This window comes from Bacillus salipaludis, from assembly GCF_004358205.1.
The window spans coordinates 1-20,918 of the sequence record NZ_SMYO01000005.1; the positions used below are offsets into that span (position 1 = coordinate 1).

General features: G+C 39.1%; 18 protein-coding genes and 8 tRNA genes. 20 read left to right on the forward strand and 6 right to left on the reverse strand.

Going from position 1 to position 20,918, the window contains the following annotated elements:
- Nucleotides 1-64: 64 nt before the first annotated feature.
- The 13 genes from E2K98_RS10625 (at nt 65) to E2K98_RS10685 (ending at nt 9,526) form a co-directional block, all read left to right on the forward strand.
- Nucleotides 65-141: transfer RNA gene (locus E2K98_RS10625), tRNA-Asp, on the forward strand.
- A 6-nt stretch (nt 142-147) separates the two neighbouring features.
- Nucleotides 148-223 (forward strand) — tRNA-Phe (locus E2K98_RS10630).
- A gap of 31 nt (nt 224-254) precedes the next feature.
- Nucleotides 255-330 (forward strand) — tRNA-His (locus tag E2K98_RS10635).
- A gap of 6 nt (nt 331-336) precedes the next feature.
- A tRNA-Gly gene (locus tag E2K98_RS10640) sits at nt 337-410 on the forward strand.
- 6 nt (nt 411-416) lie between these two features.
- Nucleotides 417-493: transfer RNA gene (locus E2K98_RS10645), tRNA-Ile, on the forward strand.
- A 12-nt stretch (nt 494-505) separates the two neighbouring features.
- A tRNA-Asn gene (locus E2K98_RS10650) sits at nt 506-580 on the forward strand.
- 3 nt (nt 581-583) lie between these two features.
- Nucleotides 584-674, forward strand: a tRNA-Ser gene (locus E2K98_RS10655).
- A gap of 12 nt (nt 675-686) precedes the next feature.
- Nucleotides 687-758: transfer RNA gene (locus tag E2K98_RS10660), tRNA-Glu, on the forward strand.
- 855 nt (nt 759-1,613) lie between these two features.
- The gene (glgB, locus tag E2K98_RS10665) at nt 1,614-3,560 is read left to right on the forward strand and encodes a 1,4-alpha-glucan branching protein GlgB (RefSeq protein WP_133334232.1); all 1,947 of its coding nucleotides are present in this window, start codon (nt 1,614-1,616) and stop codon (nt 3,558-3,560) included.
- Nucleotides 3,502-4,647 (forward strand): glucose-1-phosphate adenylyltransferase, encoded by a 1,146-nt coding sequence (locus tag E2K98_RS10670; RefSeq protein WP_133334233.1) that lies wholly within the window; start codon nt 3,502-3,504, stop codon nt 4,645-4,647. Before glgB ends, E2K98_RS10670 begins: the two co-directional genes overlap by 59 nt.
- A 22-nt stretch (nt 4,648-4,669) precedes the next feature.
- Nucleotides 4,670-5,701: a GlgC family sugar phosphate nucleotidyltransferase gene (locus E2K98_RS10675; RefSeq protein ID WP_133334234.1), complete on the forward strand. Its 1,032-nt coding sequence runs from the start codon at nt 4,670-4,672 to the stop codon at nt 5,699-5,701.
- Nucleotides 5,698-7,149 (forward strand): glycogen synthase GlgA, encoded by a 1,452-nt coding sequence (glgA, locus tag E2K98_RS10680; RefSeq protein ID WP_133334235.1) that lies wholly within the window; start codon nt 5,698-5,700, stop codon nt 7,147-7,149. Before E2K98_RS10675 ends, glgA begins: the two co-directional genes overlap by 4 nt.
- Complete coding sequence (locus E2K98_RS10685; RefSeq protein WP_133334236.1) at nt 7,139-9,526, forward strand: glycogen/starch/alpha-glucan phosphorylase; 2,388 nt, start codon at nt 7,139-7,141, stop codon at nt 9,524-9,526. Before glgA ends, E2K98_RS10685 begins: the two co-directional genes overlap by 11 nt.
- Nucleotides 9,527-9,736: 210 nt before the next feature.
- Here E2K98_RS10685 and E2K98_RS10690 read toward each other — a convergent pair whose 3' ends face one another.
- On the reverse strand, nt 9,737-10,666 hold the full coding sequence (locus tag E2K98_RS10690; protein ID WP_133334237.1) for a 1,4-dihydroxy-2-naphthoate polyprenyltransferase: 930 nt from the start codon (nt 10,664-10,666) through the stop codon (nt 9,737-9,739).
- A gap of 351 nt (nt 10,667-11,017) precedes the next feature.
- On the opposite strand from E2K98_RS10690, the gene E2K98_RS10695 reads away from it, so the two are divergent.
- The 5 genes from E2K98_RS10695 (at nt 11,018) to E2K98_RS10715 (ending at nt 17,373) form a co-directional block, all read left to right on the forward strand.
- The gene (locus E2K98_RS10695) at nt 11,018-12,418 is read left to right on the forward strand and encodes an isochorismate synthase (RefSeq protein ID WP_133334238.1); all 1,401 of its coding nucleotides are present in this window, start codon (nt 11,018-11,020) and stop codon (nt 12,416-12,418) included.
- A gap of 1 nt (nt 12,419) precedes the next feature.
- Nucleotides 12,420-14,174 carry a 2-succinyl-5-enolpyruvyl-6-hydroxy-3-cyclohexene-1-carboxylic-acid synthase gene (gene menD, locus E2K98_RS10700; protein ID WP_133334239.1) on the forward strand — a complete coding sequence of 585 codons (1,755 nt, stop codon included), beginning with the start codon at nt 12,420-12,422 and terminating at the stop codon, nt 14,172-14,174.
- Nucleotides 14,165-15,001 carry a 2-succinyl-6-hydroxy-2,4-cyclohexadiene-1-carboxylate synthase gene (gene menH, locus E2K98_RS10705; RefSeq protein ID WP_133334240.1) on the forward strand — a complete coding sequence of 279 codons (837 nt, stop codon included), beginning with the start codon at nt 14,165-14,167 and terminating at the stop codon, nt 14,999-15,001. Before menD ends, menH begins: the two co-directional genes overlap by 10 nt.
- The gene (gene menB / locus E2K98_RS10710) at nt 14,991-15,809 is read left to right on the forward strand and encodes a 1,4-dihydroxy-2-naphthoyl-CoA synthase (protein ID WP_133334241.1); all 819 of its coding nucleotides are present in this window, start codon (nt 14,991-14,993) and stop codon (nt 15,807-15,809) included. The genes menH and menB overlap by 11 nt, the downstream gene beginning before the upstream one ends.
- 85 nt (nt 15,810-15,894) lie before the next feature.
- Nucleotides 15,895-17,373: an o-succinylbenzoate--CoA ligase gene (locus E2K98_RS10715; RefSeq protein ID WP_133334242.1), complete on the forward strand. Its 1,479-nt coding sequence runs from the start codon at nt 15,895-15,897 to the stop codon at nt 17,371-17,373.
- 45 nt (nt 17,374-17,418) lie between these two features.
- Here the strand turns inward: E2K98_RS10715 and E2K98_RS10720 are convergent, their stop codons facing one another.
- Both E2K98_RS10720 and E2K98_RS10725 read right to left on the reverse strand, forming a co-directional pair.
- Nucleotides 17,419-17,577, reverse strand: coding sequence for a DUF1540 domain-containing protein (locus tag E2K98_RS10720; protein ID WP_133334243.1), 159 nt, complete (start codon nt 17,575-17,577; stop codon nt 17,419-17,421).
- Between the two features lie 83 nt (nt 17,578-17,660).
- Nucleotides 17,661-18,599: a metal ABC transporter solute-binding protein, Zn/Mn family gene (locus tag E2K98_RS10725; RefSeq protein WP_133334244.1), complete on the reverse strand. Its 939-nt coding sequence runs from the start codon at nt 18,597-18,599 to the stop codon at nt 17,661-17,663.
- Nucleotides 18,600-18,807: 208 nt separating this feature from the next.
- Between E2K98_RS10725 and E2K98_RS10730 the strand changes: the two genes are divergently transcribed.
- Entirely contained in the window at nt 18,808-19,380 is a 573-nt protein-coding gene (locus E2K98_RS10730; protein ID WP_133334245.1) for a beta-class carbonic anhydrase, read from the forward strand.
- Here E2K98_RS10730 and yidD read toward each other — a convergent pair.
- Complete coding sequence (gene yidD / locus E2K98_RS10735; protein ID WP_165976259.1) at nt 19,377-19,613, reverse strand: membrane protein insertion efficiency factor YidD; 237 nt, start codon at nt 19,611-19,613, stop codon at nt 19,377-19,379. The genes E2K98_RS10730 and yidD overlap by 4 nt on opposite strands.
- A gap of 144 nt (nt 19,614-19,757) precedes the next feature.
- On the opposite strand from yidD, the gene E2K98_RS10740 reads away from it, so the two are divergent.
- Entirely contained in the window at nt 19,758-20,228 is a 471-nt protein-coding gene (locus E2K98_RS10740; RefSeq protein ID WP_133334247.1) for an S-ribosylhomocysteine lyase, read from the forward strand.
- A gap of 35 nt (nt 20,229-20,263) precedes the next feature.
- Here the strand turns inward: E2K98_RS10740 and ytzI are convergent, their stop codons facing one another.
- On the reverse strand, nt 20,264-20,431 hold the full coding sequence (gene ytzI, locus E2K98_RS10745) for a YtzI protein (RefSeq protein WP_133334248.1): 168 nt from the start codon (nt 20,429-20,431) through the stop codon (nt 20,264-20,266).
- 107 nt (nt 20,432-20,538) lie between these two features.
- Nucleotides 20,539-20,796 (reverse strand): DUF6154 family protein, encoded by a 258-nt coding sequence (locus tag E2K98_RS10750; RefSeq protein WP_133334249.1) that lies wholly within the window; start codon nt 20,794-20,796, stop codon nt 20,539-20,541.
- Nucleotides 20,797-20,918: the final 122 nt, after the last annotated feature.

A 20,918-nucleotide genomic window follows, 5' to 3' on the forward strand; every position in this document is an offset into this window, starting at 1 on the left:
AGTCTGGTAGCTCGTCGGGCTCATAACCCGAAGGTCGCAGGTTCAAATCCTGCCTCCGCAATTTGGTCTGGTAGTTCAGTTGGTTAGAATGCCTGCCTGTCACGCAGGAGGTCGCGGGTTCGAGTCCCGTCCAGACCGCCATTTGTTGGCTCAGTAGCTCAGTCGGTAGAGCAAAGGACTGAAAATCCTTGTGTCGGCGGTTCGATTCCGTCCTGAGCCACCATTTAAATTTCAATAGCATGCTTCCAAGTATGGCGGTTGTGGCGAAGTGGTTAACGCATCGGATTGTGGTTCCGACATTCGTGGGTTCGATTCCCATCAGCCGCCCCATAAAATGCGGGTGTAGTTTACTGGTAAAACCTCAGCCTTCCAAGCTGATGTAGTGGGTTCGATTCCCATCACCCGCTCCAAAATATGGGCCTATAGCTCAGCTGGTTAGAGCGCACGCCTGATAAGCGTGAGGTCGATGGTTCGAGTCCATTTAGGCCCACCATATTTTAATTATTCCGCAGTAGCTCAGTGGTAGAGCTATCGGCTGTTAACCGATCGGTCGTAGGTTCGAGTCCTACCTGCGGAGCCATATAGAGAAGTACCCAAGTGGCTCAAGGGGCTCCCCTGCTAAGGGAGTAGGTCGGGTAACCGGCGCGAGGGTTCGAATCCCTTCTTCTCTGCCATAAAATTTAATCGGCCCCTTGGTCAAGCGGTTAAGACACCGCCCTTTCACGGCGGTAACACGGGTTCGAATCCCGTAGGGGTCATATAGTAAAGCTGATGATATAGTTCATCAGCTTTTTTATATTGAAGGATCCTCCGCCATAGAATCTATATGAGACTGAATTTTATGAATTACTTTTGTATGTTTCCTCAATGTACGTATAGGGGATAGATGTAAATAAGCCACGAGACTAAAAGTGTCTCCAATACAGCGTATAGGAGACAGATACGGATGTATCATGACTGAAAGTGTCTCTTATAGGGCGTATAGGAGACAGATATCGGTGTATCATAACTGAAAGTGTCTCCTATAGAGCATTTAGTAGACAATTATGAATGAATTAAGGCTAAAGTGTCCCCAAAAGGCCCCTTTAACAAGTATTTGTTAAAAAAGTATCTCTTACGCAACATGCTGCATTTATGAAGATTTTTATAGGTTCATGTACTTTCTACTTTTAAAAATCATTATTTCCACTTTCTACGTTTTACTTTCTGATTTAGCAAATATACGTTCCACTTTCTACGTTTTACTTTCCGGTTTAACCAATATACTTTCCACCTTTCACACTTTACTTTCCACCTACCAAAATTTATCGTCCGCCTCGACCCAAACCGAACCACTCTCCATTAATATTTTCCTCTATATATCTTCCACTCCTACAATCACAAAATGTAAACGCTGCCAGGCAGAAACTTTTTTTAAGAGATTTCATCTGTTTTTGTCGAGAAACGTTATTTTCTTTGTCTGTTATGCTCGAATTCTGTCGAAAAAGCAAGCAATATGGAATTTGATAATAGTTATTGTCAGAAAACATAAAAAAGTATTTCAACGAAAATACAATAATTACAATTATAATTGTACTTTGTAATACATATTTTCAATGGAGATGAGAAAAGCCATGGCAGTGAATACATTTTTTCCTACTGACTATCAGTTGCATTTATTTCATGAAGGAAGCTTTTTTCAAAGTCACCAGCTTTTTGGCGCTCATATCTATAAAGATTCCGATAAAGTATATACACGGTTTTGCGTATGGGCCCCTAGGGCGCTAGAGGTGAGGCTAGCTGGCGATTTTAATAATTGGAACGGAAAGGGATATGAACTACAAAAAGTGAATGATGAGGGTGTTTGGATTCTCATAATGGACCAGGACCTTGAAGGACGCCTTTATAAGTACGAAATTATGACTGAAAATGGTGAGGTCATCAAAAAGGCTGATCCATATGCATTTTATTCAGAACTACGTCCGAATACTGCATCAGTTGTTTATTCCTTAGAAGGATATTTGTGGCAGGATGAACAGTGGATGAATCAGAGAAGGAAAAAAAACTTTCTATCAGAGCCTTCTGTTATCTATGAAGTTCATCTAGGGTCATGGCTGAAGAAGCAGGATGAAGAATTTTTATCCTATAAGGAATTGGCGGCAGAGCTTCTTCCCTATGTTCTTGAACATGGGTTCACACATATTGAGTTATTACCCCTTGTTGAACATCCGCTCGATGCGTCTTGGGGATATCAAGGTACAGGTTATTATTCTGTAACTTCAAGATATGGTAAACCGGAAGATTTCATGTATTTTGTTGACCAGTGCCACCAGCAAGGAATAGGAGTTATTCTTGACTGGGTACCAGGGCATTTTTGTAAAGATGCACATGGTTTATATCAGTTTGATGGTTCGCATGTCTACTCTTATAGTGATGTACATGATCGGGAAAACCCGGTATGGGGGACAGCGAATTTTGATTTAGGAAAAGCTGAAGTGCAGAGCTTCCTTATTTCAAATGCCTTTTTTTGGATGCTTTACTACCATATTGATGGTTTTCGAATGGATGCGGTTGCCAATATTATTTATTGGCCGAATGCCGACGGAAAAATTGAAAACCCATATGGGATTGAATTTTTAAAGAAATTGAACAAAGAAATCCACGAATATGATCCATCCTTCTTGGTGATTGGAGAGGACTCAACTGATTTTCCTCGTGTCACCACACCGGTTTGTTATGGAGGATTAGGCTTCGATTATAAATGGAATATGGGCTGGATGAATGACATGCTTGAATATATGGAGACACCCCCTTATTCTCGTTCAAAAGTCCATTCAAATGTATCCTTTTCGCTTTTATATGCATTTTCAGAAAACTTCATGCTTCCATTCTCTCACGATGAAGTTGTCCATGGGAAAAAGTCATTATTAGATAAAATGCCAGGTGATTATTGGGAAAAGTTTGCTCAATTACGACTATTACTGGGCTATATGTACGCCCACCCTGGCAAGAAACTGTTATTTATGGGATTTGAACTAGGGCAATTTTCTGAATGGAAAGATAAAGAACAGCTTGATTGGAACTTGCTGGAGTATGACATGCATCAAAAAATGAATGTGTATGTTAAAGAATTAACAAAGTTTTACAAACGTTCAAAACCTCTTTATGAATTAGACCATCTTCAGGACGGATTTGAATGGATTGATGTAAATAATCATCATCAATCAATCTTTTCTTTTATCCGAAAAGGAAAAAAAGTGGAAGAGTCATTAATTATTATTTGTAATTTTACAGGGGTTGGATATGAAAATTATCGGATTGGTGTTCCGTCCCCTGGAGAATATCGAGAAATTTTTAATAATGATTACGAAATATTCGGCGGTGCCGGATGGATGAATAAAAAGAAAATCATCTCTAAAGAGGAGCCGTTTCATGGCAGGAGATATTCTGTTGAAGTAACCATTCCGCCATTTGGATTCCTCATTATTAGACCTGTCAAAAAGCGAAAGGAGAGAAAAGGAAATGGGAAAGAAAAAGTGCGTAGCCATGCTATTGGCAGGAGGGAAAGGAAGCAGACTTAACTCTCTCACAAAGGACCTTGCAAAACCGGCTGTACCTTTTGGGGGGAAATATCGGATTATTGATTTTCCTTTAAGTAACTGCTCTAATTCCGGTATCGATACCGTTGGTGTTTTAACGCAATATCAGCCATTACTGCTCAACTCGTATATTGGAATTGGCAGTGCCTGGGATCTTGACCGAAAGGATGGCGGGGTAACTGTTTTACCTCCATATAGTGAATCGTCTGAAGTTAAGTGGTACACAGGTACGGCTAGTGCCATTTATCAAAATTTAAATTATCTTAAGCAATACCAGCCGGAATATGTGTTAATACTTTCCGGAGATCACATCTATAAAATGAACTACGAAAGCATGCTTGAATATCATATTGAAAAAAGGGCGGATGTCACGATTTCCCTAATTGAAGTACCATGGGCAGAAGCCAACCGCTTTGGCATTATGAGTACGAATGAGGATATGAGAATTACAGAGTTTGAGGAAAAGCCGAGCAGTCCTAAAAATAATCTTGCTTCCATGGGCATTTACATTTTTAGCTGGAATATACTGAAAGAATATTTGGAAATGGATGAAAGAAATCCTCATTCCAGTCATGACTTTGGAAAGGATGTTATTCCTTTATTACTGGATGAAAAGAAGAAACTTTATGCCTACCCTTTTAAAGGGTACTGGAAAGATGTAGGTACGGTCCAAAGCCTTTGGGAAGCCAATATGGATTTATTAAATGATAAGTGTGAATTAGATTTATTCGATCTTGACTGGAGAATTTATTCAGTTAATCCGAATCAGCCACCGCAATATATTGCCCCAAATGCTATCGTTACAGAATCACTTATCAACGAAGGGTGCACCATTGAAGGTGAGATTGAAAAGTCAGTTCTATTTCAAGGGGTAAGTGTGGGGCAAGGGACAATTATAAAAGAATCAGTCATTATGCCTGATGCAATTATTGGTAATAATGTCTTGATTGAAAAGGCAATTGTTCCAAGTGAAGTTACGGTTCCGGATGGAACAGTCATTCGTTCATATGAAGATGAAATTATCCTTGTGACAGAAGAAATGTTAAGTGGGCTATATCCTGCGTTTTAAATAAATAAGGAGGGAATAAGGTTTGAAAAGAAGGCTATTAGGAGTAATTGACGCAACAACCTATCATGAAGATTTAGAGGACTTAATCACACACCGCTCACTTGCAGCCCTGCCTTTTGGCGGGCGCTATCGAATGATTGATTTTATTCTTTCCAACATGGTTAATTCCGGAATCCGCAGCGTGGCGATTTTTCCGAAGCAACAATACCGTTCATTAATGGACCATTTAGGTTCAGGAAAGAATTGGGATCTAAATCGAAAACGAGATGGACTGTTCTTTTTTCCTTCGCCCATTCTCGAAAATGATCAAAACAAAGTCGGTTCATTTGATCATTTTGCGGCTAATATGGACTATTTTTATCGCAGCACCCAAGAATACGCAATTATTGCTAATTGCTATACTGTTTTTAATATGAACTTTAAACCTCTTTTGGATTGGCATATCCGTTCAGGTTGTGATATCACAGAACTCCATCACAAAGACGGCCAGCCGATGGAGATTTACTTAGTAAAAACCTCCCTGCTTATGAAATTAATTGAAACCAGAAATGAAACAGGGTATACCTGTATGAAAGACGTTGTTCGGGATATTCATCATGAATACACAGTCTGCCACCATGTATATGATGGATATGCAGTAATGATTGATTCATTCCAAAACTATTATTCTACGAGTATGGAAATGTTAAACCCAGCTGTTTGGAAGCAGTTATTTTTAAAAGACCAGCCAATTTTAACCAAGGTAAAGGATGAGCCGCCATCAAAATATATCAAAGGCTCAAGCGTAAAAAATACGATGATTGCCAATGGCTGCATAATCAACGGTACAGTTGAAAATAGCATTATCTCTAGGGGCGTTAAAATTGGTAAAGGGTCAGTTATTAAAAACTGTATTATCATGCAGAAGTGCCAAATCGAGGATAATTGTTACCTAGATTCGGTGATTTTAGATAAGGATGTCAAAGTTCAGGCTGGAACCCAATTAACGGGGACAGCTCAGAATCCATATGTTATTCGTAAAGGTACGAAACAAGGAGTGTTGATTAATTCGTGAAAGTTTTATTTACAGTTTCTGAATGTGGTCCATTTGTAAAATCTGGAGGGCTTGCCGATGTTGCAGGCTCTCTTCCCAAAGAATTAAAGAGTCTTGGTACAGATGTTAGAGTGATCCTTCCTAAATATGGTACAATTTCTGATGATTTTAAGAAGGAAATGAAAAAAATAAAGGAATTTACTGTTCCCGTAGGCTGGAGAAATCAATATTGCGGGATTGAAGAGCTGGTTTACCAAGGACTTACCTTTTATTTTGTCGATAATGAATATTATTTCAAACGAGAAAGCCTTTATGGTTTCTTTGATGATGGGGAAAGATTTGCTTTCTTTAACCGGGCTGTGTTAGAAGCCTTATCACACCTTAATTTCTTTCCAGATGTCCTCCACTGCCATGACTGGCATACAGCGATGATTCCTTTCCTTCTAAGAAAGGAATATTATCAACGAAAAGGGTACGGTAAAATCCGCACAGTCTTTACAATTCATAATCTTCAATTTCAGGGAATTTACCCAAATGAAGTATTAGAGGATTTATTTGGAATGGACCGTAAGGCTGTCGATTTGGGACAACTGGAGTTTTTCGGAAATGTTAATTTTATGAAAGCTGCTATTGTGGCTGCCGATAAAATTACGACTGTTAGTCCTACGTATAAGGAGGAAATACAAACACCAACCTATGGTGAAAAGTTGAACGGTCTTTTGAAAACAAGGGAAGAAGACCTTCTTGGAATCCTGAATGGGATTGATGAGGATTTTTATAATCCGGAAAAGGATCCATTTATTTATCAAAGGTACACGGCCAATAATCATGAGAAAAAGTCCGTTAATAAACGCGAGATTCAAAAGCTTTTTGGTCTGCCGCAATCCTCGGGGACTCAGCTTATGGTGATGATTTCCCGACTTACGAAACAAAAAGGGTTTGACCTGGTTAAATGTGTCCTTAGAGAAATCCTGCAAGAGGATATCCAGTTAATTGTTCTTGGAACAGGCGATTACGAGTTTGAAGAATATTTTAGACAGGCTGCAAGGGTTTATCCTGAAAAATTAAAAGTTTATACCGGATTTAGTGAAGAACTGGCTCATAGGCTGTATGCTGCGGCAGACCTATTTTTAATGCCGTCACTCTTTGAGCCATGCGGGCTTGGTCAGATTATTGCCATGAAATACGGTGCCATTCCGATTGTTAGGGAAACCGGCGGGTTGAATGATACCGTTCAAGCCTGGAATGAAGCAACAGGTGAAGGAAATGGCTTCTCATTCAGCCATTTTAATGCACATGACATGCTCTATACGATTCAGAGAGCCATTCATTTTTACCATGATCAGAAGGTATGGCCAAAGCTCGTAAAGAGGGCTATGGAGACGGATAATAGCTGGGCACAGTCCGCATTCAGATATAATCAACTCTATGCAGAGCTCATCTCAAGGAGTGAAACTCATGTTTTCTAGTAAAAACGGGTTTAAAAAGACTTTTTTAAAAAGAGTTGAGATGGTATGTGGGACTAGTTTTGCCGAGAGTACGGAGCGGGACCATTTTCAAACCCTAGGAAATATGATTCGTGAATATGTAAGCAATGATTGGATTAAAACCAATGAACATTACCGGGAAACGAAGGGGAAACAGGTTTACTATCTCTCCATTGAGTATCTTTTGGGGAAACTTTTACGACAAAATTTAATCAATCTTGGTATCGAAAATGTGGTCCAAGAAGGGCTTGGGGAACTTGGGATTGATTTAAGCGAGTTAGAAGAGTTTGAAGCGGATGCAGGCTTGGGAAATGGTGGCTTAGGTAGGCTGGCCGCCTGTTTTTTAGATTCCCTCGCCTCGCTTAATCTTCCTGGCCATGGATATGGCATCCGCTATAAACACGGGTTGTTTGAACAAAAGATTGTCGACGGGTACCAGGTTGAACTTCCGGAACAGTGGCTTCGGAGCGGGAATGTTTGGGAAATTCGTAAGGCAGATTTAGCGGTTAAAATTCCATTTTGGGGGAAAGTAGAAGCTAAAATGGAAAATGGCAGGCTTCAGTTTCAGCATTTGAATGCTGAAACAATTACTGCCGTGCCCCATGACATGCCGGTAGTCGGCTATAACACTGACACTGTCAATACATTAAGGTTATGGAACGCCGAGCCTTCACAATTTCCGATCCACCATGATATTTTAAGGTATAAAAGAGAAACAGAGTCTGTTTCGGAATTTTTATATCCTGATGATACGCATGATGAAGGAAAGATTTTACGATTAAAGCAGCAGTATTTTTTAGTTTCTGCGAGCCTTCAATCCATTATTAAGTCCTACCGTCAGCAGCATGGCAATTTAGCACAACTTCATGAGTATGTCTGCATCCATATCAATGATACTCATCCTGTTTTGGCTATTCCCGAATTGATGCGGATATTAATTGATGAGGAGTCATTTGAGTGGGACGAGGCATGGAATATTACGAAAAATACCATTTCCTATACCAATCATACCACTTTAACAGAGGCCTTAGAAAAATGGCCGCTCAGGATTTTCCGCCCGCTGCTTCCACGAATTTATATGATTGTAGAAGAGATCAATGAACGGTTTTGTAAGGAACTTTGGGAACGGTATCCTGGGGATTGGGACCGAATTGCGAAGGTTGCCATTATTGCGGATGATCAGGTGAAAATGGCTCATTTAGCAATCGTCGGAAGCTTCAGTGTAAATGGGGTTGCGAAACTCCACACAGAAATTCTAAAGAATCGGGAAATGAGTCAGTTTTATCAGTTGTTTCCGGAGAAATTTAACAATAAAACGAATGGAATTGCCCATCGGCGCTGGCTATTAAAGGCAAACCCAAAATTATCGGGCTTAATTTCCGAAACAATTGGTACTAATTGGACACAAGCACCGAATGAATTAGTTCGGTTAAGCGAATATGAGAATAATACATCCTTCTTAGAACGTTTAGCGAAGATTAAAAAGGATAATAAAGAAAGACTTGCAGATGTCATTCATGAAAAAACAGGAGTTGCAGTTGATACGAATTCTATTTTTGATGTGCAGGTAAAAAGACTTCATGCCTATAAACGTCAGCTGCTCAATGTTTTACATATCATGTATCTTTATAACCAAATTAAAGAGGATTCAAGTTTTTCGATGGTTCCAAGGGTGTTTATTTTTGGTGCTAAAGCTTCACCGGGATACTATTATGCAAAGAAAATCATTAAATTAATTAATACGGTTGCAGAAAAGGTCAATCATGATCCAAAAGTCGGTGATCGTATGAAGGTCATTTTTATGGAGAACTATCGCGTTTCATTAGCAGAGAAAATTTTTCCCGCTGCTGATGTAAGTGAACAAATTTCTACAGCGAGTAAAGAAGCTTCGGGAACAGGAAATATGAAATTTATGATTAATGGAGCCCTTACAGTAGGAACACTGGATGGTGCTAATATTGAAATCCGTGAATTAGTAGGGGATTCCAATATTTTTACTTTTGGACTTACGGCGGATGAAGTACTGCATCATTACCAACATGGCGGCTACCAGTCCCTTGAATATTATCATCATGATTGGCGGATTCGGCAGGCCGTGGACCAGCTGGTCAATGGATTCTTCCCAGGAGTATATAATGAATTTGAGCCGATATTCGATTCTCTACTTGAGGAGAATGATCAATACTTTGTTTTAAAGGACTTTGCCTCCTATGTGGATATTCAGAAAGTAATTGGCAACACTTTTATGGACCCAATTAAGTGGCAAAAAATGAGTTTAGCGAACATTGCCAATGCCGGCTATTTTTCCAGCGACCGAACGATTCAAGAGTATGCTGATGATATTTGGGGCATTAAGTAATAGGCTGTATTAAAGTATAATGTTGATTTTTGAACAACGTTGATTGGAGTGGAAGGCACGAAGACTCCTGTGGGAGTACGGGACAGGGGAGACCCCACAGGAGCGAAGCGACGAGGAGGCTCCCCGAACCGCCCACGGAAAGCGAAGTGCCTGGAACGGAAATCAACCACCAAGTTAAAAAGGGAGACCAATAATACGGCCTCCCTTTTATTATGAGAAAAAGTGTCCAATAAAGATTCCGACAGCTAATAGAAATCCAAAGATTGTATTCGTTTGAGCTGTAGCTTTCATGGCTGGTGCCATTTGAATAGGAAGGGTGTTTTCGATAAATCCCTTTGTTGCTTTGATTGCTTTTGGTGCACTAATTATAACAATTGCGACCCAGGCAGGAGTGACTCCGGCAACAATCAGAGCGATCACCCAAAGATAAGAGAATGTAAACATCCCAGCAAGTAGATATATAGCTCTTTTCTTTCCTAGCAGAATGGCAACCGTTTTTCGGCCGTTTTTCTTATCTCCATCAAGGTCGCGAATGTTATTGGATAGCATGATTTCACCGACAAGTACCATACTAGGAACAGACACAAGAATGCTGGTACTAGTAACTGTACCGGTTTGAATAAAGAAAGAGATTAAAATAATCAACATTCCCATAAAGAAACCAGAGAAAATCTCTCCAAATGGGGTATAAGCAATTGGGAAAGGCCCTCCAGTATAAAAATATCCGATTGCCATACAAATCAATCCAACTAATGCAAGCCACCAGCTGCTGTTTGCACAAATATATACTCCTAATAATAAAGCAATCCCATAAAAACCAAAGGCAAGATTTAAAACGGTTTTTGGTTTAATTCCATCACGGACAATCGTACCGCCAATTCCGACCGATTCCTCATTATCTAAGCCTCGTTTGAAATCAAAATACTCATTAAACATATTGGTTGCTGCCTGTATTAACAAACTGGCAATCAGCATAGCAATAAAAAGTCCCACGTGAATTTTTTCATATTTAAGTGATAGTGCTGTCCCAAGCAGGACCGGTACAAAAGATGCCGTTAGCGTATGGGGGCGGGTCATTTGCCACCAAACCTGAAAACCGCGGTTTGATTCCACAGCTGAACGCTGTAAATTTGGCTGCATATTTATTCTCTCCCTTTTAAAATTTTATCTATATTCCAAGCTTAATTTCTAATAGGACCAATGATCTTTCCAAATACTAAGTGTAAGAAAACAAAGAGTCAGTGTCAATGGAATTTTATTAGTTAGCCTAGCAGATAATACCTGTTTGATTGAAAAGACCGTTTAACTAGCATGAGGAAATACCCGATTATACTGTTTTTATACGAAAAAGAAAAATTTACTATATAATAAGGAATGAAAAGGAAGGAAAAGACATGGATTTATTGACTTTTTTACGATGGGAGTAGTATGTTTAAATAGGCTTGAAAATGAATGGATAACAGCATTTTTAGCTGTTTTGGAGGGATTTTTTTGGTTACCATTCACGAATTAGAATTAAAGGAAAGGGGCCTTTTGGCTCTTACAAGAGCAAAAAAACTTGGCCGGTCCATTTTAGTAAGTGAAGTTCATCAAATGGATTGGATGAACCCTTTTACATTTTTTTTGCTGGGGAAGGAACGCTATCTGGGTGAACGTTTTTTCTGGAAGGACCCAACAGATGAAATAGTGCTTACAGGTATTGGAATATCAAAACAAATTCAGTCGGATCAGGCTACTGACCGCTTTTTTCATGTTGATAAAGAATGGCAGACTTTTTTAAAGGATAGCCTTATTTATAATTCATATTCAGAATCGGGGGTCGGGCCCGTCATGTTTGGCGGATTTTCTTTTGACCCTCACAAACCCAAAACAAATCTTTGGTCAAAATACCCGGATTCACTGTTTCATATCCCGAAATACATGTTAAGTATTATAAAGGGTCAAACCTTTCTTACAACCAACATTGTTTGTACCCCAAATGATGATGAATCATTATTTACAAAGATTCTGGACGAAAGAAATCAGCTTATACGTTCCAGCAATCAGAAGTTCGAAACAAAGTCAGCAGACCTCCTTATGACGAAAGAAATTTCCCCTGAATCGTGGAAAGCGTCCGTTGATGAAGTTGTAAAGGATTTAAAGACAGGCCCATTAAAAAAGGTTGTTCTTGCCCGTGAACTCCGTCTGTTATTTAATACTACGGTTGAACCGGAATCCGTATTAAATCGGTTATCTGAGCAGCAACAAGATAGTTATCTCTTTGTGTTTGAATCCAATGGGGATTGCTTTATCGGGGCTACTCCTGAACGGCTAATAAAGAAGCAGAATACTCACATTTTTTCGACTTGCCTTGCAGGCTCTATTTCGAGAGGCCAAACAGAGGAAGAGGATGAACATTTAGGTAAGACCTTATTAAACGACAAGAAAAATCTAATCGAGCATGGTTATGTTGTTGAAATGATTAAGGAAGCTTTAGAGGAATCCTGTGAAGAAATTATCCTTCCTGATAAGCCGCAATTAATGAAAATTAGAGACATACAGCATCTTTATACACCAGTTGTGGGAAGAGCTAAGAGCGATGCTTCTTTGCTCCATATAGTTGAGAGGCTCCATCCAACACCAGCCCTTGGAGGGCTGCCAAAAAAAGAAGCGGTTGAAAAAATCAGGGAAGTAGAAAAACTTGATCGGGGCTTTTATGCAGCACCCCTTGGCTGGGTGGACTATCGTGAAAATGGAGAATTTGCTGTTGCGATTAGGTCCGGCCTTATTCAGGGAAAGGAAGTTTCCTTATTCGCCGGATGCGGTGTTGTTTCCGATTCTGAATCAGAAAGTGAATATTTAGAGACGGATTTAAAATTTAGACCGATGCTTCGTGCTCTTGGAGGAAATTAAAATGAGTCATCAGGAATCACTAACTGCTTATATTGCAGCATTTGTTTCAGAGCTTGTGCTTTCCGGCATAACCGATGTCGTAGTCAGCCCAGGCTCCCGTTCAACACCAATGGCTATGGTCATTGCGGAACACCCAGACTTAAAACTTCATATCCATGTAGATGAACGCTCGGCAGCGTTCTTTGCATTAGGGATTGCAAAGGCTTCCAATCGTCCAGTAGCGATCCTGTGCACATCAGGAACGGCCGCTGCTAATTATTATCCTGCAATTGTCGAAGCACGATACGCAAGGGTACCGCTACTCGTACTAACGGCTGACCGTCCGCATGAACTACGAAATGTGGGTGCACCGCAGGCGATTGATCAAATTCATTTATATGGTCATCATGTTAAGTGGTTTTCAGAGATGGCATTGCCTGAAAAAAATGACGAAGTGATTCGCTATGCAAGAACCGTTTGCGCTCGTGCGGCAGCTATTGCGACACAAGCTCCAGCTGGCCCTGTCCATTTGAATTTCCCTTTTAGGGAGCCGTTAATACCAAAGCTGAATGGTGAGCTGTTTCATTTGACGGAACGCCCGAATGGGTATGTAAACGTCCTTAACGGAGATGTTACGATAGACGATGAACAATTTAAGGCGATTGCCTTGTTGCTTGAAGAGAATGAAAAGGGAATTATTGTATGTGGGAATATAGGTGACAAGGATTTTGCAAAAAATGTGACGAAGTTGGCGGAAACCTTAAACTATCCAATTCTGGTTGACCCATTATCACAGCTAAGAAGCGGTAAACATAATCAGGAGCATATCATCGAAGCTTATGATACATTTTTAAGGAATGAAGATGCGAAAAATAATCTAAAACCTGATATAGTGATCCGTTTTGGAGCCATGCCTGTTTCAAAAGCGTTAACAATCTTCCTAAAAGAAAATCACAATGCATTGCAATTTGTGATTGATAGTGGAGGGGGCTGGCGTGACCCTGCTGCATTAACAACCAATATGATTTATTGTAAAGAATCAACTTTTTGTAAAAAGTTAGCATCAAGTGTTGAGCGAAAATCGACAACATCATTTTTAGATAGCTGGAAAAGGGTTAATCAACTGACGAAGGACCATATGGGTATGATAAGAGATGCTGCCGAGTTAAGTGAAGCGAAATTATTCTCCCAGTTGGCGGACATTCTTCCGGAGGGTGCCACTTTATTTGTCGGAAATAGTATGCCTATACGGGACTTGGATAGTTTTTTCCTTAATAATGATAAATCGATTACCATTATGGCCAATAGGGGAGCGAATGGAATTGATGGCACCGTTTCAACGGCTTTAGGTGCGGCTTTATATTTAAAACCTCTTTATCTTGTAGTAGGAGATTTAACGTTTTTCCATGATTTAAATGGATTATTGGCAGCGAAGTTACATGAAATCGACATTCAAATTCTTGTTATTAATAATAATGGTGGAGGAATTTTCTCCTTCCTTCCACAATCGGAACATTCGACTCACTTTGAGCTGCTATTTGGAACACCAATAGATCTTGATTTTGAATATGCTGTTAAGATGTATAACGGGAATTTTACTAGAATTAAGGATTGGGATCATTTTTATTCGGTAATGAATAATGCCAAAACACCTGGTTTAAATGTATTTGAACTCGTGACAAATAGAGAGAAAAATACGGAGGAACACCGCGAATTTTGGCGATCAGTTTCCCAGGAAATATCAAACTTTGTCAATGGTGAACATGAATGGACGTAATGGTTGATGATCTGCAGGTTCATGTCGAAATATACGGAAAAGGATTCCCATTACTTTTGCTGCATGGGTTTACAGGAGATGCCTCCACTTGGACTCCTTTTTGCTCTGTTTGGGGCGGACATTCCAAATTAATCATTCCTGATATCGTGGGCCACGGTAAAACCCAGATGAGCGAAGATTTAGAGCGCTATACGATTGAGTCAGCTGCTGGGGATTTGAACCTCTTACTTGAACACTTAGAAATAAATCAGATTGACGTTCTTGGATATTCAATGGGGGGGAGACTTGCATTAACCTTTGCCATTCTTTATCCTAAAAAGGTAAGAAAGCTGATTTTAGAAAGTGCTTCACCAGGTCTAGAAACCGAAGAAGAACGGAAAAACCGCTGTATAAATGATTTTAAACTTGCTCGTTTTATAAAAGAAAAAGGAGTCCATTCATTTGTTGATTATTGGGAGACAATCCCATTATTCGCAACGATGGAAAAACTTCCGGATGAAACGAAGGAGTCAATTAGAAATCAGCGGTTAAACAACTCCCCGATTGGGCTTGCTAACAGTTTAATTGGAATGGGAACGGGTGCTCAGCCCTCATGGTGGGAGAATTTAAATCAGCTATCCTGTGAGGTTTTACTGCTTACTGGTGAAAAAGATGTTAAGTTTTGTCGGATTGCAGAAAAAATGATGGAAAAGCTGAAAAATGGTAATTGGATTGTGGTTCAAAAAAGTGGACATGCAATCCATGTGGAAGATGCTGAAAAGTTTGGTACAATAGTTAGTGACTATTTGTCGAATAAAACAAAAGGAGGATCAACTTATGACAGTTGAATGGGTTGCAGGTCGCAAGTACGATGAAATTATTTATGAAACCTATAATGGGATTGCGAAAATTACCATTAACCGCCCGCATGTACATAATGCTTTTACACCAAAGACCGTAATGGAATTAATTGATGCTTTTGCTTATGCACGTGATGACTCAAATGTAGGTGTTATTGTATTAACAGGTGCAGGAGATAAGGCGTTTTGTTCCGGGGGAGATCAGAGCGTCCGTGGACATGGAGGCTATGTGGGGGATGACCAAATTCCTCGTTTAAATGTGCTTGATCTTCAACGTCTAATCCGTGTCATTCCGAAACCAGTTATCGCAATGGTAAAGGGGTATGCAATTGGCGGAGGACATGTCTTACATGTTGTCTGTGATTTAACAATTGCAGCAGACAATGCTGTTTTTGGACAAACAGGACCGAAAGTAGGAAGCTTTGATGCCGGATATGGTTCAGGCTATCTTGCAAGAATTATAGGACATAAAAAAGCCCGCGAAATTTGGTATTTATGCCGTCAATATAACGCGCAGCAGGCGCTTGATATGGGTCTTGTTAACACTGTTGTTCCACTTGAGCAGGTAGAAGAAGAAACCATTAAATGGTGTGAAGAAATGTTAGAAAAGAGTCCAACAGCTCTTCGCTTTATAAAGGCTGCCATGAATGCGGATACCGATGGATTAGCTGGACTTCAGCAATTTGCCGGAGATGCTACATTACTATACTATACAACGGATGAAGCGAAAGAAGGCCGCGATGCATTTAAAGAAAAGCGTAAGCCTGACTTCGGTCAATTCCCGCGATTCCCTTGATTTTAAAAACAAATTTCAATGCAGCTTGATGGTCTCCATCAAGCTGTTTTAATAGAAAGCGGAACTTTAAAAGTTGGTGACTACGATGCAAAATGATTTAATGCCTAATTTTTTAAAGAATAGATCGTATTTAACACCTAATCGCGTAGCGGTTTATTTTAATAACAGGCAATTAACTTTTCATGAACTTTATGAACGATCAGTTGAAACAGCAGGCAAATTTCAAAGCCAAGGTGTTAGAAGGGGTCAATATGTGGGGGTTTTATTAAAAAACCACTTGGATACAATTGTGGTATTATTTGCACTCCAACTTCTCGGAGTTAGAGCTGTTATTCTCAATAACCGTTTAACCTCGTCTGAAATCATTTGGCAGCTCAAAGACTCACAGGCTGCCTTTTTGATAACCGAAAAAAGCTTTGCTGATAAAGAACTTGAAATAAGAGACATGATTCCAACACTTCCAACCCTTATAAAAGAACAATTGGACAGCCTTCCAATGGAAACTCCTGATATAGAAGAAGAAATTAATCTTGGCGATGTTTGTACCATAATGTACACCTCCGGAACCACAGGTAAACCAAAAGGAGTTATGCAGACATATGGAAATCATTGGTGGAGTTCTGTTGGATCCGCCCTTAATCTTGGATTTACCGATTCAGATTGCTGGCTTTGTTCGGTCCCTCTTTTTCATATCAGTGGTTATTCCATCCTCATGCGTAGTGTCATATATGGTATGCCAATCGTTCTTCATGAGAGCTTTGACGTTGAAAAAATCATAGAGGATTTTCATAGTAAGAGGGTTACCATTATGTCCGTTGTAGGAACTATGTTAACAAGAATTGTTGATTTCATTGGTGAAGAGCAGCTGCCGCAATCATTCCGCTGTATGCTTCTTGGCGGAGGGCCTGCTCCATTGCCATTACTTCAATTCTGCGTGGCAAAAGATATCCCTGTATTTCAGACATATGGCATGACAGAAACTTCCTCACAAATTGTAACCTTGTCACCGGAGTATAGTATTTCAAAATTAGGTTCTGCTGGAAAGCCGCTTTTTCCTTCACAGGTTCGGATTATGCTTGATGATGGTCGAAGAGCTCAGGAAGGCGAAACAGGAGAAATTTTCGTTAAAGGCCCCAATGTTACTCCAGGTTATTTAAACCGTCCAGGAGCCATGTTAGACAGGACGAAGGATGGCTGGTTTTCGACGGGGGACATCGGATATTTAGACGATGAGGGCTTTTTATATGTATTAGATCGCCGTTCTGATTTGATTATCTCAGGAGGGGAAAATGTTTACCCGGCTGAAATAGAATCGGTGCTTCTATCCCATCCTTTTGTTAAGGATGCAGGGGTAACAGGACAAGAGGACGAACGATGGGGTCAGGTACCTATTGCTTTTATTGTGATAAAAGAGGGAATCGCTGTATCTCGAAATGAACTTGAATTATTTTGTATGGAGCGTTTAGCCAAATACAAAGTGCCAAAAGATTTTAAGTTTGTTGAAGAGCTCCCAAGAAATGCTTCCAACAAGCTGTTAAGAAGAAAGCTTAAAGGAGAACATTAGCAATCTAAAAGAACCAGGCAGATCACAAATGCCTGGTTCTTTTCTTTATATTCCCTCTGCTTCAAAGGTTTTACAGTCTGTTTCTTGAATATTATCTGCTGTTTTTCCTTTATGACTTACAACATATATTTGTTCAGCGCTGCATTTATTTCCTTTTGCCCAATAAGTACAGTTATTGACTTCACATAAAACATCTTGTGCCATTTTGTATCACTCCTTTTAATTTCGTAATACAGCTATAGCTTTTGATGTTTGGTATTGATCCATCCATGGGAGTAAAAGGAATTTTATTTAGATAAAGCCGTTTTTAAAGTCGCTAAATTTTTATTCATTAAAGTAAAATAGGTTTCTTTATTTTTAATATTTTCTTCGGTTAAAATGGCTAAATTGTGGATGGGAAGTGCCTTTGCACCAATTTCATTTTTAACAATTTCTCCTAATTTGGAATGAACATTTTGTTCAAAAAGAATATAGTGTAATCCTTCACGGTCGGCCAATGAAATGATTTTTTCTAATTCCTTTTGTGTAGGTTCATTCGTTGTCGATAAACCGGAAATACTAATTTGCTTAATCCCATAACGAGTTTCCCAATAGCCAAATGCAGCATGGGTAACGATTATTTCTTTATGTGGTGCATTTTTTATCGTTTCTTGATACTTTGTATTCAGATTATCCAATTGCTTTGCAAGCCTTTGGTAATTTTCTGTGAATAATGCTTTATGCTGCGGCATTTTTTTAATTAATGAATTTTTAATGACTTCGGCCATTTCTTTAGAGTATATAGGGTCAAGCCATACATGGGGGTTTATATCGCCATGTTGATGGCCATCTTCATCCGCTTCATCAGCATGCTGATCTTTTGGAAGTTGAAGCTGATCAGCAGCTGCAACTAATGTAACATTCTCGTCCTGCAAGGTGGTCTTTGCCTTTTCTACAAATCCTTCAAGACCTAAACCAATATAGAAAAACAGGTCTGAATCTGCAAGGTTCATCATATCCTTTTGCGATGGTTCAAAGGTATGTTCATCCGCTCCAGGGGGATAAATGGTTTTTACATTTACGTATTTTCCGCCAATTTGTTCAGTAAAATACTGAAGTGGGAATACTGTTGTATATATGGTTAATTGTCCTTTCTTTTTTTGCACTTGGTTATTATTTGATGTACATCCTGACAAAAGCAAACTTAAAGGAACTAGGATCGAAAGAAAAAGAATAAATTTTTTCATAAAAACTCCTTTATTAATTTAATAAATCGGATTAATTACGATTTAAATAAGAAAAATTTTTAAAAATAGCATGTATAATACGGAACGATTCCGATTTCCTTATGTATCTTACAAAAAAATAACCTTATTTGCAAGCAAAAAGTTTACTGCCGCAAGCAGAATTTATATAAGATAGAGAAAAGGAAATAGATACGAAAGGTAGATGGCTATGACAGGAAAGAAAATGTTAAATGATATTTTGGAATTTAATAAGCAATTTGTGGAAAATCGAGAATATGAAAAATATGAAACGACCAAATTTCCAAAAAAGAAAATGGTGGTCCTTACCTGTATGGACACCAGATTATTGGAGTTATTGCCAAAAGCGCTGAATTTAAATAATGGGGACATCAAACTTGTCAAAAATGCTGGTGCGATTGTTTCCCATCCGTTTGGTAGTATTATGCGCAGCATTTTGATTGCAGTCTTTGAATTACAAGCAGATGAGGTAATGGTCATTGCCCACCATGATTGCGGCATGAGTGGACTAAAAGCAGGCCCGGTAATTGAAAGTATGAAAAAGCGGGGAATTTCAGAAGAAAAACTTGAGACATTAAAATATGCAGGGGTTGATTTTGAAGAGTGGCTGCATGGATTTGATAACGTCCAAGAGAGTGTTGTTCACAGTGTAAATACCATTAAGTATCACCCGCTAATGCCAGAAGGCGTACCGGTTCACGGCCTTGTTATTGATCCAAAGACAGGAAAGCTTGATTTGATTGTCAACGGATACGAGGACTAATCACCTTTTCGCAGCACTTTTTTTTCAGGAACAGGATCGAAACCGCCTGGATGAAAGGGATGACATTTTAATATCCGTTTGATTGTCAGCCAGCCGCCCTTAAAAGCTCCAAAGCGTTGAATGGCCTCCATGCCATAATGGGAGCAGGTGGGATAAAAACGGCATGTTGGCGGTTTTAAAGGTGAAATCACCAATTGGTAAAAACGAATCAACCCAATAAATGTTTTTTTAATCATGCAGTTCACCTCTAGAGAATCAATATCTACAACATATCATAATTTTAAAGTAACGTCTAAATTGTTAATTTGAACTAAGTAGATGTAAGAACTCGGATTTTATAGTATGATAGGGAAGAAATAAGTAAAGGAGTGATATGAATGCCTTCAGTTGAAAGCTTTGATCTAGATCATAATGCTGTTAAAGCCCCGTATGTCCGCCACTGTGGTGTCCAAAAGGTAGGCAGTGACGGTGTTGTTAATAAATTTGATATCCGATTTTGCCAGCCAAATAAAGCGGCCATGAAACCAGATGCCATTCATTCTCTTGAACACTTACTGGCACATAATATTCGTGAGGCTGCTGAAAAGTATGATTTCAGCATTATTGATATCTCGCCTATGGGTTGTCAAACGGGCTATTACCTTGTTGTTAATGGAGAACCAACAGTTGATGAAATTATTGACCTTATTGAAGATACAATGAAAATTTCTCTTGAAGCAACAGAAGTTCCTGCAGCAACAGAAAGGCAGTGCGGGCAGGCAAAGCTACACAATTTAGAAGCTGCTAAAGATTTAATGCGTGAATGGCTTAAAATCAGCAAAGAGGAATTAAAGCAAGTATTTGCATAGCAAAAAAACTCCTATTCAATCGAATAGGAGTTTTTTTATGGCCTATTTTGTTCCTCTTCATCCTTGTTTTCTTTCTCTGCATAAGGATTATCTTCCAATGGATCAACGGAATGTTTATATGAGTAGGCTTTAGAGGTGGTAATAACTGCAAGCAGTAAAACAACGATTACAATTACAATACATACTACGAAAACTGCATACATCTTTTTTTTCCTCCCTTCCCACACTATTGTAGCATGCCATTAACCTTTTTTTGTACAAAAAAAAGGAAATTGCCCAAAGGCAATTTCTCTTTATTCTATATGTAAAATTAATGTATATTACGAGGATAAAAGGTATGTGTCCGGTGCTGTCCATATTCTTCTTGAGCAAATTTGCCCTTTAAACTTTCGATTAAATATAACCCCATTAAATCGTAAAGTTCTTGTTTATCCATATCTTGGATTAATGAGAGTAAATCTTCATGGGACATTTCCTCAAGAAAAGCGAATGCCAGCATATCAATATCTTCTTCGTCACCAGTCAATTTATTCCGATACATTTCGTATAGTTCATCAACTAATTTCAAATTGGTCACCTCCTATGAGAATATTTTACTTAATCACTATTTTATCCCTTTTTCATAATAAAAAATCTGTTACCTTAATTTTATGATAATTATACAGCATTCATTTCTAAAAAATGAACCAA

Excerpts from the sequence above, each read along its gene's own strand:
- glgB (WP_133334232.1), top strand. The coding sequence starts at position 1,614 with ATGGCAGTGAATACATTTTTTCCTACTGACTATCAGTTGCATTTATTT.
- E2K98_RS10670 (WP_133334233.1), top strand. The coding sequence starts at position 3,502 with ATGGGAAAGAAAAAGTGCGTAGCCATGCTATTGGCAGGAGGGAAAGGA.
- E2K98_RS10685 (WP_133334236.1), top strand. The coding sequence starts at position 7,139 with ATGTTTTCTAGTAAAAACGGGTTTAAAAAGACTTTTTTAAAAAGAGTT.
- E2K98_RS10690 (WP_133334237.1), bottom strand. The coding sequence starts at position 10,666 with ATGCAGCCAAATTTACAGCGTTCAGCTGTGGAATCAAACCGCGGTTTT.
- menD (WP_133334239.1), top strand. The coding sequence starts at position 12,420 with ATGAGTCATCAGGAATCACTAACTGCTTATATTGCAGCATTTGTTTCA.
- menH (WP_133334240.1), top strand. The coding sequence starts at position 14,165 with ATGGACGTAATGGTTGATGATCTGCAGGTTCATGTCGAAATATACGGA.
- menB (WP_133334241.1), top strand. The coding sequence starts at position 14,991 with ATGACAGTTGAATGGGTTGCAGGTCGCAAGTACGATGAAATTATTTAT.
- E2K98_RS10715 (WP_133334242.1), top strand. The coding sequence starts at position 15,895 with ATGCAAAATGATTTAATGCCTAATTTTTTAAAGAATAGATCGTATTTA.
- E2K98_RS10720 (WP_133334243.1), bottom strand. The coding sequence starts at position 17,577 with ATGGCACAAGATGTTTTATGTGAAGTCAATAACTGTACTTATTGGGCA.
- E2K98_RS10725 (WP_133334244.1), bottom strand. The coding sequence starts at position 18,599 with ATGAAAAAATTTATTCTTTTTCTTTCGATCCTAGTTCCTTTAAGTTTG.
- E2K98_RS10730 (WP_133334245.1), top strand. The coding sequence starts at position 18,808 with ATGACAGGAAAGAAAATGTTAAATGATATTTTGGAATTTAATAAGCAA.
- E2K98_RS10740 (WP_133334247.1), top strand. The coding sequence starts at position 19,758 with ATGCCTTCAGTTGAAAGCTTTGATCTAGATCATAATGCTGTTAAAGCC.
- ytzI (WP_133334248.1), bottom strand. The coding sequence starts at position 20,431 with ATGTATGCAGTTTTCGTAGTATGTATTGTAATTGTAATCGTTGTTTTA.